This is a genomic window from Microcoleus sp. S13_C3 (genome assembly GCF_036700905.1).
GTDB lineage: Bacteria > Cyanobacteriota > Cyanobacteriia > Cyanobacteriales > Microcoleaceae > Microcoleus.
This window is the reverse complement of the sequence record NZ_JAUBPT010000044.1, coordinates 13,986-31,407: the sequence shown is the minus strand read 5'-3', so window position 1 is coordinate 31,407 and position 17,422 is coordinate 13,986. Positions and strand designations below refer to the sequence as shown.

At 48.5% G+C, this 17,422-nt stretch carries 14 protein-coding genes and 1 pseudogene; 10 read left to right on the top strand and 5 right to left on the bottom strand.

Annotated elements, in window-relative coordinates; genetic code table 11:
- Nucleotides 1-37: 37 nt before the first annotated feature.
- On the bottom strand, nucleotides 38-253 hold the full coding sequence (locus tag QUA16_RS14410) for a hypothetical protein (RefSeq protein ID WP_333103545.1): 216 nt from the start codon (nucleotides 251-253) through the stop codon (nucleotides 38-40).
- Nucleotides 254-864: 611 nt separating this feature from the next.
- Here QUA16_RS14410 and QUA16_RS14405 point away from each other — a divergent pair.
- The 4 genes and pseudogenes from QUA16_RS14405 to ntrB form a co-directional block, all read left to right on the top strand.
- Nucleotides 865-2,400 (top strand): annotated as a pseudogene (locus QUA16_RS14405) (ferredoxin--nitrite reductase); the annotation flags it as partial.
- A 21-nt stretch (nucleotides 2,401-2,421) separates the two neighbouring features.
- Nucleotides 2,422-2,748: a 2Fe-2S iron-sulfur cluster-binding protein gene (locus QUA16_RS14400; protein ID WP_333103570.1), complete on the top strand. Its 327-nt coding sequence runs from the start codon at nucleotides 2,422-2,424 to the stop codon at nucleotides 2,746-2,748.
- Between the two features lie 162 nt (nucleotides 2,749-2,910).
- Nucleotides 2,911-4,239 carry a CmpA/NrtA family ABC transporter substrate-binding protein gene (locus tag QUA16_RS14395; RefSeq protein WP_333103546.1) on the top strand — a complete coding sequence of 443 codons (1,329 nt, stop codon included), beginning with the start codon at nucleotides 2,911-2,913 and terminating at the stop codon, nucleotides 4,237-4,239.
- Between the two features lie 166 nt (nucleotides 4,240-4,405).
- Entirely contained in the window at nucleotides 4,406-5,275 is an 870-nt protein-coding gene (ntrB, locus tag QUA16_RS14390) for a nitrate ABC transporter permease (RefSeq protein ID WP_333103547.1), read from the top strand.
- Nucleotides 5,276-5,354: 79 nt separating this feature from the next.
- Here the strand turns inward: ntrB and QUA16_RS14385 are convergent, their stop codons facing one another.
- Complete coding sequence (locus QUA16_RS14385) at nucleotides 5,355-5,501, bottom strand: hypothetical protein (protein WP_333103548.1); 147 nt, start codon at nucleotides 5,499-5,501, stop codon at nucleotides 5,355-5,357.
- Nucleotides 5,502-5,531: 30 nt separating this feature from the next.
- Between QUA16_RS14385 and QUA16_RS14380 the strand changes: the two genes are divergently transcribed.
- From QUA16_RS14380 to QUA16_RS14360, 5 genes are all read left to right on the top strand, one after another.
- The gene (locus QUA16_RS14380; protein ID WP_333103549.1) at nucleotides 5,532-7,556 is read left to right on the top strand and encodes a nitrate ABC transporter ATP-binding protein; all 2,025 of its coding nucleotides are present in this window, start codon (nucleotides 5,532-5,534) and stop codon (nucleotides 7,554-7,556) included.
- A 104-nt stretch (nucleotides 7,557-7,660) separates the two neighbouring features.
- Nucleotides 7,661-9,298: a nitrate ABC transporter ATP-binding protein gene (locus QUA16_RS14375; protein ID WP_333103550.1), complete on the top strand. Its 1,638-nt coding sequence runs from the start codon at nucleotides 7,661-7,663 to the stop codon at nucleotides 9,296-9,298.
- Between the two features lie 373 nt (nucleotides 9,299-9,671).
- Nucleotides 9,672-11,855, top strand: a complete 2,184-nt coding sequence (locus QUA16_RS14370) for a nitrate reductase (RefSeq protein ID WP_333103551.1) — start codon at nucleotides 9,672-9,674, stop codon at nucleotides 11,853-11,855.
- Nucleotides 11,856-12,961: 1,106 nt separating this feature from the next.
- Entirely contained in the window at nucleotides 12,962-13,276 is a 315-nt protein-coding gene (locus QUA16_RS14365; protein ID WP_333103552.1) for an RNA-binding protein, read from the top strand.
- Nucleotides 13,277-13,839: 563 nt separating this feature from the next.
- Nucleotides 13,840-14,310, top strand: a complete 471-nt coding sequence (locus tag QUA16_RS14360; protein ID WP_333103553.1) for a phosphate-starvation-inducible PsiE family protein — start codon at nucleotides 13,840-13,842, stop codon at nucleotides 14,308-14,310.
- 63 nt (nucleotides 14,311-14,373) lie between these two features.
- Here the strand turns inward: QUA16_RS14360 and rimM are convergent, their stop codons facing one another.
- Complete coding sequence (gene rimM / locus QUA16_RS14355; RefSeq protein WP_333103554.1) at nucleotides 14,374-15,015, bottom strand: ribosome maturation factor RimM; 642 nt, start codon at nucleotides 15,013-15,015, stop codon at nucleotides 14,374-14,376.
- A gap of 7 nt (nucleotides 15,016-15,022) precedes the next feature.
- On the opposite strand from rimM, the gene QUA16_RS14350 reads away from it, so the two are divergent.
- Nucleotides 15,023-15,220, top strand: a complete 198-nt coding sequence (locus QUA16_RS14350; protein ID WP_333103555.1) for a hypothetical protein — start codon at nucleotides 15,023-15,025, stop codon at nucleotides 15,218-15,220.
- A 68-nt stretch (nucleotides 15,221-15,288) separates the two neighbouring features.
- On the opposite strand, the gene QUA16_RS14345 is transcribed toward QUA16_RS14350, so the two are convergent.
- Nucleotides 15,289-15,921 (bottom strand): response regulator, encoded by a 633-nt coding sequence (locus QUA16_RS14345; RefSeq protein WP_006632834.1) that lies wholly within the window; start codon nucleotides 15,919-15,921, stop codon nucleotides 15,289-15,291.
- Between the two features lie 202 nt (nucleotides 15,922-16,123).
- The gene (locus QUA16_RS14340) at nucleotides 16,124-17,377 is read right to left on the bottom strand and encodes a molybdenum cofactor synthesis domain-containing protein (RefSeq protein WP_333103556.1); all 1,254 of its coding nucleotides are present in this window, start codon (nucleotides 17,375-17,377) and stop codon (nucleotides 16,124-16,126) included.
- Between the last annotated feature and the right edge of the window lie 45 nt (nucleotides 17,378-17,422).

Here is a 17,422-nt window from a genome sequence, read left to right as displayed (position 1 = left end):
TATGCGCTGCATAAATCAATCAAATTTTTAAATGCTATTAATATATCGCCGACAGTTCGTTGACTATCTTGACTCTTCCCTTGATCACAGAACGCAGCAGGCGGTTGATCGAATGTCTGCATTCATCGTCGAGAGAGTCGTCCAAAACAGCGGCCATCAAGCCGTAGCGATCGGCTAAAGTCAAACAACCCGTATCCGTAACAGAGGCAAGCATTTCGGAAATAGCGCCGGGGATAAGTTGAACTAAAAACATGAGACGTTCCCTGAATTCGATACTTATATCATCTCTCGTTCTCCGAAAATTAATAGTGACGCTGGCATAGCACACAATGTGATGTTTTGAGGCAAACTGTGTGACAGCGACCCTCTAATGTTGTGACGATCTCGTTCTAAGTCTGCGATCGCAGTCACAAAATTAATCTTAGATATTCCAATATCCCCCTCTCCCCTCCTAAATCTAAAGATTTAGAGAGATTTTTTGGTTTTGGGGGTCTCTTTACCCATTTCCCATGTATAAAACGCATCGGCAGTATGCGAAATATTCATAAAACTCAATATTTTGTAAAAATAGATACGAATATTTACAATCGGGGGCTTTACATTAGCTCATAACAAAGGTGCATCGAAACAGAGCGATCGACCGAATCCTCGGTAGCAACTATAACCATAAATAGTTGGGCGACGTTCGAGCCAGCGCCCAGTCAAGCTCAACTGTACAGCCGATCAACCATGCTTAAAAGAAATTCCATCTAGTAACTAAATATACAGTTTTAAATCCATACACTCACTAAGGTTAGCAGGAAAGACACACTTTATGCTCCAAGTCAATACCTCCCCACACAAGCCAGCAGCGAGGGTAAATCGATGACCCAAACAGTAGAACCCAAAGCCCAAGCGAGCCTGAACAAGTTTGAAAAACTCAAAGCCGAAAAAGATGGCTTAGCATTAACAGCCGAACTCGACCACTTCGCCGCAATCGGCTGGGAAGCAATGGACGAAATCGATCGCGAGCACCGCCTCAAATGGCTCGGCATCTTCTTTAGGCCAGTAACTCCGGGCAAATTCATGATGCGGCTGCGCTTGCCCAACGGCATCATTACTAGCAATCAAACCAGAACGCTAGCAGAAATCGTCCAACGCTACGGCGACGACGGCAGCGCCGACATCACCACCAGACAAAACCTGCAATTGCGCGGAATTCGCATCGAAGACGTACCCGACATCTTCCGCCGCCTCAAAGAAGCGGGCATGACCAGCATCCAGTCGGGCATGGACAACGTGCGTAACATCACCGGTTCCCCAGTCGCAGGGCTCGACGCCGACGAACTGATTGATACGCGGGAACTGGCGAACCAAGTCCAAGACATGATTACGAACAGCGGCGAAGGCAACCCCGCGTTTTCAAATTTGCCGAGAAAGTTTAATATTGCGATCGCAGGCTGCCGCGACAACTCAGTCCACGCAGAAATCAACGACATCGCCTTCGTACCCGCTTACAAAGACGGCAACATCGGCTTTAACGTATTAGTCGGCGGTTTCTTCTCCGCCAAACGCTGCGAAGCTGCAATTCCTCTCAACGCATGGGCAAGTCCCAGCGACGTTGTAGATTTGTGCAAAGCAATTTTAACTGTGTTTCGCGATCGAGGGCCGAGAGCAAACCGCCAAAAATCGCGACTGATGTGGCTGATTGACGAACTCGGAATCGAACAATTCCGAGCCGAAGTCGAACAAGAATTAGGTCGCACTTTGCCCGCCGCCGCCCTCAAAGATGAAATCACCTGGGACAAACGCGACCACATCGGCATCTACCCCCAAAAACAATCAGGGCTCAACTATGTAGGGCTGCACGTTCCCGTCGGACGGCTGCAGGCATCGGATTTATTCGATTTGGCCAGAATCGCCGAGGTTTACGGCAGCGGCGAACTCAGGCTCACTGTCGAAGAAAACGTGATTATTCCCAACGTTCCCGACTCGCGGATTGAATCCCTGGTCAAAGAACCGCTGTTGCAGCGTTTTTCGATCAACCCCGCACCGCTGACGCGAGCCTTGGTTTCCTGCACCGGCGCCAAGTTTTGCAACTTCGCCCTCATCGAAACCAAAAGCCGATCCGTGGCAATGATTGAGGAACTCGAAGCCGAACTTTCAGTACCCAAACCTGTCAGAATTCACTGGACGGGTTGCCCCAATTCCTGCGGTCAACCCCAGGTAGCAGACATTGGTTTGATGGGAACAAAAGTTCGCAAGAACGGCAAAACCCTCGAAGGTGTAGACATTTACATGGGAGGCACAGTTGGCAAAGACGCTCATTTGGGTGCTTGCGTCCAAAAAGGCATCCCTTGCGAAGACCTCAAACCGCTACTGCATCAATTGTTAGTCGAGCAGTTTGGGGCAGTTCCCAAACAGACTACAGGGGATGTAGCTTTGCTGAACCGGCAACTGCAACTGACGGTTGACAGGGACGAAACGGCAGTCCCGGCAGCCAAACCTCAGACATCTACTGTCATTTTCGCTCGATCGGGCAAAGAAATTGCTTGCAGCGAAGATGAGTTCATTCTCGATGTTGCCGAACGGGCGGGAGTCGAACTTGACAGCAATTGCCGGTCGGGAAGCTGTGGCACTTGCCAGCAGAAACTCCTAGAAGGCCAAACAGTCTACGACAGCCAACCCGACGCGGCCGCAGACTTACAACCAGGGTTCATTTTAGCTTGCAGCGCGCGGGCGATCGGCAAAGTGACGATCGACGCCTAATCTGACAATGTGAGATGCGATCTGGACACACAAAATCATGTCATTTCACAGTTAACAGTCAACAGTTAACAGTCAACAGTCAACAATCATTCCGGTGCAACCGGAATTGATATCAAATCTCACATTTCCACCATCTCAAAGTACAACAACAATTCAAGACAAATGAGCAACCTTTCTAGAAGAAAATTCATCATCACCGCTGGAGCAACAGCAGCCGGCACCCTCCTAGCCCACGGTTGCAGTTCCAGTTCCACCACATCTAACGGAGGTGCAACCCCCGCAGCCGGCGGCGCATCACCCAGCGCCGCCCCAGCAGTCAACATCAACCCCGCCGACGCCCCAGAAGTTACCGCAGCCAAACTCGGATTCATCGCCCTCACCGACGCAGCACCCTTAATCATCGCCCAAGAAAAAGGGCTATTTGCCAAGTACGGCATGAAAGACGTACAAGTTACCAAACAAGCATCTTGGCCAGTTACTCGCGACAACTTAGAACTCGGTTCCGACAAAGGCGGCATTGACGGCGCCCACATCTTATCCCCCATGCCTTACCACATGACATTAGGCACTATTACCAAAGGCAATCAGCCAGTGCCGATGAACCTTGTGGCGCGGTTAAATACTAACGGTCAGGCAATTTCGATCAGCAAAAAATACCTAGACTTAAAAGTAGGTACTGACAGCAAACCTCTCAAAGAAGCCCTCGCCAATCAAAAAATTGCTATCACTTTTCCCGGCGGCACCCACGACTTGTGGATGCGCTACTGGCTAGCAGCCGGCGGCATCAATCCAGATACAGATGTTTCCGTGATTCCCATACCGCCGCCCCAAATGGTAGCGAACATGAAATCTGGCAGCATGGAAGCCTTTTGCGTCGGCGAACCTTGGAATGCTCAGCTAGTTACTCAAAAGGTAGGATACACCGCCTTACTAACCGGAGAACTTTGGAAAGACCACCCAGAAAAAGCTTTAGCTTTAAGAGCAGATTGGGTTGAGAAAAACCCCAAAGCTGCTAAAGCAATTACAATGGCCGTACTGGAAGCCCAGCAGTGGTGCGACAAGGCAGAAAATCAGGATGAGATGTGCCAAATCATCTCTCAAGATAAGTGGTTAAAAGTTCCAGTAGCAGATATTATCGGTCGCTCTAAAGGTCAAATTGACTACGGTACAGGTCGCATAGAAGCTGCCAGCCCAGTGGCGATGAAATTCTGGGCTGATAATGCTTCTTATCCCTACAAGAGTCACGATGCTTGGTTCTTAACTGAAAATATTCGCTGGGGTTATATCCCGGCAACTACCGACATCAAAGCAACGGTTGATAAAGTTAACCGCGAAGATATTTGGAAAGCAGCCGCGACAGCACTTGGCGTTCCCGCCGCCCAAATTCCTGCTACCACTTCTCGCGGTGTCGAAACCTTCTTTGACGGCGTGAAGTTTGACCCAGAAAAACCCGAAGAATATCTGAAGGGTCTGGCAATTAAAAAAGCATAATTAGTTTGTGGACAGTTGACAGTTGACTGCTGACAGTTGACAAACCCCTAAAAGTGATGGTGTTGGACAGAGGGAAACGGAGGGTGCGTTCGACGGTTCCAGCCGGCTGAACTCTGTTCAAAGTATCTACAAATAATCGATTATTCACAATACGGCAAAAACAAAAATGGCAACAAACCTCGCTGTTACTAAAAGCAAAAATCCAGTAAATTTCGTTCTGGATCAGGTTCAAAAAAACCGCCGAAAAATCATCCGCCCGCTAGTCGCGATTACAGTTCTACTGATAATATGGCAAATCCTCTGCCACAGTCCAGAGTCCACCTTGCCGGGGCCAATCAAAGCTGTCCAAGAAAGCTGGAATCTAATTATCAATCCTTTCTTCGACAACGGCGGTACAGACAAAGGCTTGTTCTGGCAAATTTTGGCGAGCTTGCAACGGGTGGCGATCGGCTTTACTTTGGCAGCAGTTCTCGGCATCAGTTTAGGAATCCTGATTGGCACCAACTCCCTAATGTTCGATGCTTTAGACCCGCTGTTTCAAGTATTCAGAACTATCCCGCCCCTGGCTTGGCTGCCGATCGCCCTGGCTGTATTTCAACAGTTCAATCCCTTTGAAGGCATGGGGGTGAAAGCTAACGAAGTTTCTGCACTTTTCGTAATTTTAATTACAGCAATTTGGCCGATTTTAATTAACACCACAGTAGGCGTTCAACAAATACCCCAAGACTACAGAAACGTCGCCCGCGTATTGCGCCTACCCAACCAAAAATACTTCTGGAAAATCCTGCTCCCTTCTTCAGTTCCTTACATCTTCACTGGCTTGAGAATTGGCATCGGTTTGTCTTGGCTGGCGATCGTAGCTGCGGAAATGTTAGTCGGCGGCGTCGGCATCGGCTTCTTCATCTGGGACGCTTACAACAGTTCTCGACTCAGTGCAGTGATTCTAGCAGTGCTTTATGTAGGAATAGTCGGTTTAATTTTAGACAGAATCGTTGGTTTCATCGCCTCCAAAGTGGTTCCCGAAGAACAGAAATAGGATTTGGGAATGGGGCATCGGGCATCGGGCATCGGGCATGGCGAATGGGGAATGGTTGCCAACTACAAACTGCTAGAAATTAGTTGTAAATTAATGCCCAATGCCCAATGCCCAATGCCCAATGCCCAATGCCCAATGCCCAATGCCCTGTTTGGCCAATGCCCTGTTTGGCCAATGCCCAATGCCCAATGCCCTGTTTGGCCAATTTCCAATTAATAATTAGCATCTAGAAATTACCAACTAACCTAAAATAGCCATGTCAATATTTGTTGAAGTAGACCACGTTGACCGCGTATTTAACTTGCCCAATGGAGAGCAATACATCGCTCTTAAAAATATCGAACTGAAAATTAAAAAGGGAGAATTCATCACCTTAATTGGGCACTCTGGCTGCGGCAAATCTACGCTGCTAAATATCATCGCCGGCCTCGACAAAGCAAGTCAGGGCGGGATTACTTTAGAAGGACGCGAAGTCCGCGATCCAGGCCCGGACAGAATGGTGGTGTTTCAAAATTACTCGCTGCTACCTTGGCTGACGGTGCGCGAAAATATCGCCCTAGCAGTCAATGAAATTTACAGCGGTAACTCTCAAGAAGATCGCGAGTTGGTGATCGAACACCACATTAAATTGGTCGGACTCGGACACGCCGCCGACAAACGCCCAAGCGAAATTTCTGGGGGGATGAAACAAAGAGTTGCGATCGCCCGCGCCCTGGCCATTCGCCCGAAATTGCTGCTGCTAGACGAACCCTTCGGAGCACTTGATGCTTTAACTCGGGGCGGTTTGCAAGAACAGTTGATGAAAATTTGCGAAGAAAGTAAAGTCACCAGCGTCATGGTAACTCACGACGTGGATGAGGCTTTATTACTGAGCGATCGCATTGTGATGCTCACCAACGGCCCGGAAGCCCAAATCGGGCAAATCCTCGAAGTGAACATTCCCCGCCCCCGCAAGCGCATGGAAGTTGTCAACCATCCGAGTTACTACGCGCTGCGTAACGAAATGGTTTACTTCCTCAACCAGCAAAAGCGGGTCAAACAGCGCCGGGCCAAACAACAACCGCCTGTGATCGCCCGCAACGGCCTGGAAAAAATCAACCTCGACATCGGCTTTATTCCCCTCACCGACTGCGCGCCCTTAGTTGTAGCCAAAGAAAAAGGATTCTTCCAAGCCCACGGCTTGGAAGAAGTTAGTCTCAGCCGCGAACCTAGCTGGAAAGCGATCGCCAAAGGAGTCGCCGAAGGACGGCTGGACGCGGCGCAAATGGTCGCAGGAATGCCGATCGCCATGCTGTTGGGCCTCGACGGTGAAGCCCCTGTACCCGTCTGTAGCGCCCTCACCCTGTCCCGCAACGGCAATTCGATTGTTTTCAGCAAAGACCTGTACAGACAAGGCATTCGGACATTAGAGGATTTCAAAGCTGCGATCGCCAAGAGTCCCGATAAAGTTCACACCTTGGGCATGGTACACTCCGCCTCCATGCACAATCTGCTGTTCCGCTACTGGCTGGCAGCCGGCGGCATCGACCCCGACATCGACGTGGGCTTGACAGTGATTCCGCCCCCGCAGATGGTAGCGAATTTAAAAGCAGGCAACATTGACGGTTACTGTTCAGGCGACCCCTGGAACTCCCACGCAGTCAACAGCGGCACGGGTTTTGTCATGGCCCGTTCCCTAGATATTCTGCCCGGACACATCGAAAAAGTTCTCGGTGTTAGCGAAGATTGGGCTCAGAAATATCCTCAAACCCACCTCGCCCTCGTCAAAGCGCTTTTGGAAGCCTGCGAATACTGCGACGACCGCCGCAACCGCGAAGAAGTCCTAGGATTGATTAGCCAAGAACAATACATCGGCGCAGATCCGAAAGACATCCGTCCAGGGTTCATCGATCCGTACAACTCCGGTACGGAGGCAGAACCCGAAATGCTCTACAACTTCAACCAGTTCTATGTTGACAAAGCCAATTTTCCAGACCGCCTAGAAATGGTGTGGGTGATGGCGCAGATGGCTCGCTGGGGACTGATCCCGTTCCCGAAAAACTGGGTGGAAGTGGTCGATCGAGTTTTGCGGCCCGATGTTTTTGGTCAAGCCGTGCGCGAATTGGGTTTGCCGGATATTGCCAGAGATCGCCGGACGATCGAGCTATTTGACGGCACTGTCTTTAATCTCGACGACCCGATCGACTATCTTCAAAATGTCAAAATCAAGCGCGCTGTCCGCATTGAAGAAATATTAATTGAACAAATAGGCAGTCAGTGTTCCATCAAATTGCCAGCATAATCAGCAAATAGGAAGAGGGAATGAGGAGCAAGAAATCAGGAAACAAGACTCCACATTTCCCCCTTCCTAACTCCATAGTTTCAAATTATCAATCGAAAGCTGTCATGTCTAATTCCCCAACCCAAAATCCCCCTCCTGAAAATATGCAAACTCTAAAAACCCCCCAAACAACCCAAATTCAAACGCCTAAGCAAGACTTTCTTACTATTAAAGACGTATCGAAAGTCTACGAAACTCCTAAAGGCCCTTACGTCGTTCTCGACGGTGTAAACCTGACTATTAATGAAGGCGAATTTATTTGTTTGATCGGTCACTCTGGCTGCGGCAAATCAACTTTGCTGAATATGATTGCGGGATTCAACGGGCCGACAAACGGAGAAGTAGCCCTGGAAGGTTCGCAGATTACTGAACCAGGCCCCGATCGCATGGTGGTATTTCAAAACTACTCGCTGCTACCGTGGCTGACTGCTACAGAAAATATTCACCTCGGCGTTGAAAATGTTTACCCGGAAAAGTCCGCAGACGAACACAATACCATCGTCAAGGAACACTTGGAATTAGTGGGGCTGACCGAAGCTTGTAACAAAAGACCGGGCCAATTGTCCGGGGGGATGAAACAGCGGGTGGCGATCGCCAGAGCTCTGGCAACTCGTCCCAAACTGTTGATTTTGGACGAACCTTTCGGAGCTCTAGACCCGATTACCCGCGAAGAGTTGCAGGAAGAATTGCTGAAAATTTGGCGGAAGGAAAAAATTACCGTCATTATGATTACTCACGATATTGATGAGGCTTTGTTTTTGGCCGATCGCATCGTGATGATGACCAACGGGCCTGCAGCTTCCATCGGCGAAGATATGCACATTCCGTTCAGCCGTCCCCGCAACCGGGCGCGGATTATGGAAGACCCGAAATACTACGAACTGCGTAACTTTGCTTTGGAGTTCCTGTTTTCTCGCTACGCCCACCACGAAGAAGGTGAAGAAACGGACTCAGAGACAGAAGCCGTCGCGCTACCGATGCCATTACCTGCTAGTAAGAAAAAGTCTGCGGTTGCGGAGACTGCTAACAGGCCGATCGCACCTGCACCCTTTGTGCATCACGCAGCCGTTGCCCCAGAAGCTTCGCCGATCAAACGCGGCATCCTGGCTGCCTCGTGGTTCGTAGCAATGGTTACTTTAGCAGCCGTCAATATGTCTGCTATTTCCAGCCAGCTAAAGGAAGCGAAACTAGAAGAAACTGCACCGCAGGCGACGACTGCGGCGGCGGTTGTGAGTTCACCCCCCAGCCCGCAAATCGCAGCAAGTTCGATCGCACCGAATGCAAGTCCTGCACCCATCGCTGGTGCCAGCCCTGGACCCATCGCTGCCGCTAGCCCTGCACCCATCGCTGCCGCTAACAACGCAGGCGCGCCCAATGCAGCCACCAGTGCCACATCAGAGATTTCTGACAAAGCCAAACTCGATGCGATCGGAAAGCAGTTGTATGCACAAATCGACCAAAAGTGGACAACAACTCCGACATTTACCGAAAGCTTGACTTATCGGGTCAAAGTAAAAGAAAACGGCGATATCCTACAGTTCGATCCCACAAATAAAGCGGCTAAAGATTTCGTCAAAGAAACTCCTCTGCCGGTTTTGCAAACTCCTGCCGGTGCCGCAGCAAGCGCGGAAAAAACTGCTGAGTTCCAAGTAACTTTTAGCCCCACCAACGGTGGCGTATTTGAAGTAAAATCTGGGAAGTAGGCGACATAATACTCCGCACTAAATCTCACATTGCTATCAACAACTAGGGCGAAAGTATTACCTATGCGCTGTTTGAGTTCTGCAAAAAATCATCCTAGCCCCCATCATTGGGGGTGACAAGAGTTAGGTTGGAATTTCCTCTGTTTGAGGAAGATTTTGTAGCAGCCCAAAGCTGGCTACAAGCGAGAGCGAGGGCGATTTGTAGTAAGATAGCGAGTAATTTTAAATCAGGGTATTGTCGATTTCTGAGAAGCATATATGCGGAAACTAAGTAATTATTCACAGGTTATTTGCAGGAGCCCTCAGTTCCGACTATAATAACGAATTACCAATTACGCATTAGCTTTCAAAAATTAGCATCTAAAATCACCAGATGGAAACTATAAAAACTCTTTGCCCATACTGCGGTGTAGGTTGCGGTCTAGAAGTTGTTCCCGACAAAAAACAAAGTTGGAAAGTGCGGGGCGATCGCAATCACCCATCGAGTCAGGGCATGGTTTGTATTAAGGGAGCAACCGTAGCAGAGTCGATTCGGAGCGATCGGCTACTGTATCCGATGATGCGAGATACTCTCGACCAACCGTTCCGCCGCGCTAGCTGGGACGAAGCTATCGATGCAATTGTTCACCGCATCCAAACAATTCGCAGCACCAGCGGCGCCGATGCTTTGTGCGTTTACGGTTCGGGTCAATTCGCAACAGAAGATTATTATATTGCCCAGAAACTAATGAAAGGTTGTCTGGGTACTAATAATTTTGATGCTAATTCTCGCTTGTGTATGTCTTCAGCAGTCTCTGGATACGTTCAAAGCTTTGGCTCGGACGGGCCGCCTTGCTGTTACGACGATTTAGAATTAACAGATTGCGCTTTTATTATCGGTAGCAATACAGCAGAATGCCATCCGATCGTATTCAATAGATTAGCTAAATACCACAAAAAGCATCCTCATGTCAAGATGATTGTGGTAGATCCAAGACGGACTCCGACTGCTGAAGCGGCGGATTTGCACTTAGCAATTAAACCGGGTACGGATATAGATTTGCTTAACGGAATTGCATATTTGCTGTTACGCAGGCAAGCAATAGATTCTGAGTTTATTGAAGAATGCACGGCGAATTTTTCAGCTTTTGCTGAGGTTATTAGCAGCTACACGCCGGAGTTTGTAGCCTCGCGCTGCGGCATTACTGTCAGCGAGTTAGAAACGGCGGCAAACTACTGGGAACAGTCGCAGCGCGTTTTGTCTCTGTGGTCGATGGGAATAAACCAGTCGTCGGAAGGCACGGCAAAGGTGCGATCGCTGATTAATTTGCACTTGATGACCGGTCAAATCGGCAAACCGGGATGCGGCCCGTTTTCCCTCACCGGCCAGCCAAATGCGATGGGAGGGCGGGAAGCCGGAGGACTGTCTCACTTGCTCCCAGGCTACCGATTTGTGAAAAATGCTGAACACAGAACCCAAGTCGAGGAGTTTTGGGGAATCGCACCGGGAAGCATTTCCCCGAATCCGGGCCGCACAGCTTGGGAGATGATTACCGGTTTGGAAACTGGCGAAGTCGAGTTGCTGTGGATTGCAGCTACCAATCCGGTGGTGAGTATGCCGGATTTGGAACGCACTAAAGCCGCTTTGCTGCGATCGCCCTTTACTATTTATCAAGAAGCTTACTATCCCACTGAAACCTCGGCCTACGCTCACATCCTGCTGCCGGCAACGCAGTGGAGCGAAAAAACCGGAGTAATGACGAATTCCGAACGCCGCGTTACCTTTTGTCCCGGTTTCGACACTCCCTCCGGGGAAGCCCGCGACGACTGGAGCATTTTCGCTGAAGTCGGCCGCCGGTTGGGTTTTGCTGAACACTTTGCTTTCGAGAACAGTGCGGAGGTTTTTACAGAGTACGCACAGTTGACGCGGGGGCAGCCTTGCGATATGACCGGCCTCAGCCACGAATACATCCGCCAAGAAGGGCCGCAGCAGTGGCCTTGCCGGGAAAACGAGCCTGTGCATCCAGCGAACGAAGCGAAACGGCTGTATACTGACAGGCGTTTTCACACTCCTGACGCGCGGGCGAGATTTTCGGCCTATCACTCGCGGGGACTGGCAGAACCTCCCGATCCAAATTATCCGTTTGTGTTGACGACAGGGAGACTTTACGGACACTGGCACACGATGACGCGGACGGGTAGAACAGAGAAAATTAATCAATTGCACCCCGATCCGTTTTTGGAAATTCACCCCCGCGATGCTGCCACATTGCAGATTAAGGAGGGGGATTTGCTGGAAGTTCGATCGCGCCGCGGCAAGGCGCAGTTTCCGGCAAAAGTCACAAAGGCGATCGCCCCAGGTACGCTATTTGTACCGATGCACTGGGGTTCTCTGTGGGCCGAAGCGGCTGAAGCCAATGCCATGACTCATGCTGCAAGCTGTCCAGATTCAAAACAGCCAGAGTTAAAAGCTTGTGCGGTGCAGTTGGTGCTGGTTGGGGCAGAAACTGCAGCGGAAGTTGCCGCAGAAGTTGAGGAATTTAATTGGCCAAAATCCCCCCTAGCTGCCACTTCTTGATCTGCCGTCCAACTACGGGATGTTACAAATCACCGCAGAACCAGCGGGAAGCCGCGGGCTTTAGACATGGGGAGGAACCGGGTTGATGTTTGGCGAGACGTTCCACAAGCGCTTAGTCAATCGCCGTGAGTCGAAGGATTTGAGATTTACTCCACAGATAAATGTGCGATTTTGAATAAGAGTCTCAAATTTGGATCTCTCCAAGACAGGAGTCGGAGGCTTGTACCCGTTTTTCGGGTAACAACCTCTTTCGATCGAGCAATTTTGAACCCGGACGCACCCTACACATAAATCTCAAATCCCCAATCCCAGATCTAAAACCTAACATCGTTATGCCATTACCAAGAAATTGGGTCTAAAGCCCCGTCATAAGCTCGACGGCTTTAATTAATTATCAACTTTTGTTAATTGTTTTCTTGAACTTTCTTGCATTGTGTTCATTGTAGAGTACAATAACTATACTACAGGTAGAATAACCGCCGATACACATGAGACACCACGCTCAAACGACTTGTCGGAAAACAATAATGGTTAGTGGGTGGCGAAAACCACGAAAAACATAGCTGGGCTAACTAATGTAAGCCAAAATCAGAGACTAAACTTTTTATTTCTAAAATGTACTGTGGGGCACACAGAAACAAGAGAAGCAATTCTCGAAAGCTTGGGGAGACAAACCCTCTGAGGCGATCTAAATTAAGCTCGATATTTGGTTCTTTTGAACGGATACCTGGTTTAAACACTGCCGCAAGGATAGATAGTTTTAAGGTAGGTCGCAGAACCAAGAATCCCCTCGCCTTCAGGCAGGGGAGTGTCAAGCAGCCTAAAAACTGGGTTTCCCCGCCAGAGTTCGGAAACAAGGAAAATTAAATTTATGTAAATTTATGTATTCTGAGTTCTTCCTTCTTGATGGGGGTTTTTCCTTCGGGAGAATGTCTTCTGGCGAATGCCTTCTGCCTTCTTTTTAATTAATCGAGTCAGACAATTGCAGTTTGCACCTATAGGTGCTATAATGGTTTTACAAGGCTTTATTTTCGGCAGTGCAGTTCGTTCGATCGGCGTTCCTCCGGATTTAAATCTCTACACACTCTGATTCTGGAGAATGTTCAATGTCAATCTATGTCGGCAATTTATCCTACGAAGTAACGCAGGAGCACCTCAACCAAACTTTTGGAGAGTACGGTACAGTAAAGCGCGTTCAGTTGCCTGCTGACCGGGAAACAGGTCGGATGCGGGGCTTCGCTTTTGTAGAAATGTCTACAGAAGCCGAAGAAGCCGCAGCCATTGAGGCTCTTGACGGTGCTGAGTGGATGGGTCGCGACCTCAAAGTCAACAAAGCAAAACCCCGTGAAGAACGTGGTGGTAATTCTGGTGGTGGTAACTGGGGTAACAACGATCGCGGTGGCAATTCTCGTCGCTACTAAACCACCCGAGCTAAATTTTTAGCTATCTTCTATATTGCGTCGGAGCAAGCTGGGATCCAACAATCATTCTCTGTTGAGAATAGATAGTTAGTTCAGTGGTCGCACCGCGCCTTAAAAGCCTCAAAATATTGCTAGACAATAGTTTGAGGTTTTTTTATGGCAAAAATTATTAATCAGGAGTTCGCTCGCGTGCGATCGATTCCTCGCTGACACGAAAAACTATAAAATATAACGCAATACGCTTGGGTTAAAACTGTTTATTCCGGGCGAGATCCCCCTCGCATACCCCCTACTCCCCCTGATTGTTGGGGAGTAGGGGTTGGTTTTGAGTAAGTTCTTGTCCCACCCCCTACTCCCCTTCGTAGGGGCGATGCCAAGAGTGCCCGCCCTAGGCGCCGGGGGATCGGGCTTAACTGAACCGTATTGAAATATAACGGGCAAAGAGAGCCGCCTTTTCCCAGCAATCGGTTGCCGCCGTAAAACCAGGCAATCACAAAGTTTTGCGCTTGCAAACTGTACCGAACAATGACAGAATCATTAAGAATGAAGACTAAATCACTTTTATGCTGAAAAAAATATTTAGGCAAATTTCCAAGTCAAGCACTGATGAAAATTTTCTGCATTTTACAGAAAGTGTAGAAGTAGTAATATCGAAAATTTTATCACTGGCGATGATTTGGGTAATTCTCCTCAGCGTTTGCGATTTGCTGATTTTTTTAGCAAAAGAATTGGTAAACCACGACGATAATTTGTTAAAAGACACGTTGTTTGTCATATTTGGGTTATTTTTAAATGTTTTAATTGCTCTGGAAATCTTGGAAAATATTACAGCTTATCTGAAAAAGCACGTAATTCAAGTAGAGCTAGTTATTGTAACTTCTTTGATAGCAGTATCTCGAAAAATCATCATTCTTGACCTGGAAAAAAAAACCGCAGCCGACTTGATTGGTTTGGCGACTGCAATTTTCGCGCTTTCCATCAGTTACTTGATAGTGCGGTCTACAAATAGAGGAAACAGTGATGGTGGGCATTAGGAATTGGGAATTGGGAATTGTTAATAACTAATATCATATCCGATCGCTCGACCGGACATGATATTATTCCAATAAACCAGGAGGAGGCACAATTTCAATTCTGCCTTGTTCTAAGTCCACAACTGGCACAATCTCTTCCACAAAAGGAATCAAGATTTTTGTGGATTTAGGCTCTTTAACGCGAATTTTCCGTGGTTTGCGGGTATTTCTGGGGTCAGCATTTGCTTGGGGAGTTTCAGGCTGTTTTGGCTTTTCTAATTCTGCAGCGACAGTTTCCGGCGCAGTTAGATTCGTTTCTACTTCTAAAAGGTCGTTACCTGCGGGAATAATATCACTTACCTTGCCTAAGATTTCCCCGGTTAACTGGTTAAAAACTTCCATACCGATCAAATCTTGGACGTAAAACTCATCAGATTCGAGGTAAGGTCGATCGGTCTTTTCAACAAACAACTTACAGCCCCGCAGCGCCTCAGCACTATCGCGGTCTTCCACACCCTCTACCTCTACAGCATACAGCCCTTTGCCGGGAATGTAGCGACCGCCCAAAAACTCGATCGGTTCCGGTTCACTTTTGTTAGGGCGCAAAATCCACCGCTTCCCCGGTTCGATAAACCTTTCCGGGAAATCCGAATCGGGATAGACTCGCACTTCCCCCTCCAAACCTTGAGCTGCTACAATTTTACCGATTTCTATCCATTCAGACATAAACTTTTTGGGAATTGGGAATTGGGAATTGGGAATTGGGAATGGGGCATGGGGCATGGGGCATGGGGCATCGGGCATGGGGCATGGGGCATCGGGCATCGGGCATCGGCCAAACAGGGCATCGGCCAAACAGGGCATCGGCCAAACAGGGCATCGGGCATCGGGCATCGGTAGCAGAAAAGCCTTGGTAGCAAACAACAAATAACAAATAACTAATGACTAATGACTACTGACTACTGACTACTGACTACTGACTACTGACTACTGACTTCTTTACACCAATCCAGTTCTCAGCGCTACAACTGCGGCTTGCACGCGGTCATCCACTGCCAACTTATTCATAATACCGCGAACGTGAGTTTTAATAGTATTTGGGCTCAAGTAAAGCGCCGCTGCAATTTCGGGATTGCTGTTACCTTCCACCATTAATTTTAACACCTCCAATTCCCGCTGCGACAACTGACCAAAAGTAGTTGTAGAGGCAGGTATCGGGGGTTTCAGGTGTTCTATCACAGTCCGGGCAATTTGAGGGTCAAGATATGTAGCGCCCTCTGCTGCGGCTGCAATCGCTGCTAACAGCCTGTCTACGGAAGCACCTTTAATACAATAAGCATCCGCACCACTAGAAAGGGCAGCAATAATTTCAGTTTCTGCCGTGTGAGAAGTTAACATTACTACTCGAACTTCGGGCAGTTGTGCTTTAATTTGCTGCGTCGCTGCTATGCCGTCCAGCCGTGGCAAACCGATATCCATTACAATAATATCAGGTTTGAGTTTCAGTGCGGCTGCTACGCCTAAATAGCCGTCTTCGGCTTGTCCTACTATTTCTATTTCTGGGGAATCGGCTAAAACTTGCTCTAATCCCAGTTGCATCATCGGGTCATCTTCAACAATTAAAATTCTCATAATACGAAGAAAGTTCGGCAACGGATTGTGTAACGGATGTAACGGATGTCAGGAAGAAGGAAGTTCGGCAACGGATTGTGTAACGGATGTAACGGATGTCAGTCCGATGGAAGTCGGAAGAAGGAAGATTACTTAGTTGTTAATATTTTACATGAACTTATACCGAACCAATAACCAATAACCAATAACCACTAACTACTGACTACTGACTAACTTTTAAAACTTCCACTAATTCGCCCGGTACAATCCAGGTGTCCCCTGGTGGCAAAACTGCTAAACCACTCGTATTGGCGAGGTTAATTAAATTCGCTGAATTTTGGCTGCCACTAGCAGGTTCAAATTCCCAGACTCCGGCAACTAAATGTAGTTTACCCCAAACATAAGTTTCGCGCTGACCGTGCGATCGCAATTCAGCATTACACCTAGCTTTGAGAAACTCCGGCCCCCAAGCATCCGGGCCAAGCCCAGACATCTTTCTCAAAGCAGGCACAACAAACCGCCAACAGCAGACTAAAGCCGAAACCGGATTTCCCGGCAAACCAAAATAGAGACAATCCGAATTTTTTTCACCTCGTTTAAACGCAGCAACCGTTAAAGGTTTCCCCGGCTTAATCGCCACAGAACTAATGTGAACTTTTCCTCCCAAATCCCCCAATATTTTCTCAATATAATCGTAGTCTCCTACCGAGACGCCGCCCGTAGAAAGCACCACATCCGCCGTCGCCACAGCCCCCGATATCGCCTTGTTTAAGGCATCTTCATTATCAGGAACAATGCCCAATCGAATCGGTTCAAATCCCATCTGCGCCAACAAAACTGTCAAAGCATACTGATTCGAGTCTACCAGTTTCCCCGGTGCCAAAGGTTCGTCAGGCGATACCAATTCGTCACCAGTAGAAAAAATTGCCACCCGCAGCCGCCGATAAACGGGAACTTGAATGCACTGGGCAGTTGCTAACACCGCCATTTCTGGGGCGTTGATAACTGTACCGGGAGTTAGCAAAGTTGTTCCTGCTTGATAAAAAGCGCCTTTGTGTCTGACAAATGCTTGCGGTTTTTCAGGAGAAACTAAGATAAAAATACGATCGCCCTCACGCCTTGTTTCTTCCTGCATTACCACCGTATCAGCACCGGCAGGCATCACCCCACCCGTAAAAATTCGCGCCGCTTGCCCCGATTGCACTGTACTTTGAGGCTGATATCCGGCTGGAATCTCCTCAACTACTTCGAGTACCGCTGGTTTTTCGGGGCTACAGTTTTCCACATCCGCAAACCGCACCGCGTACCCATCCATTGCTGAATTATCCCAATAAGGAAAATCCAGGGAACCAGTGACTGCTGCAGCCAAAATGCGCCCCGATGCTGCCAGTAAGTCTACAGTTTCTACATCCCGCTGACTGTCGAGGGGTTGCGCCAAATTTAGAACGATCGATTCTGCTTCTTTCACTGACAGCATGACTGTCTCCTTGTTTTGATAACACTCATGATTAAGTTTAGCAAA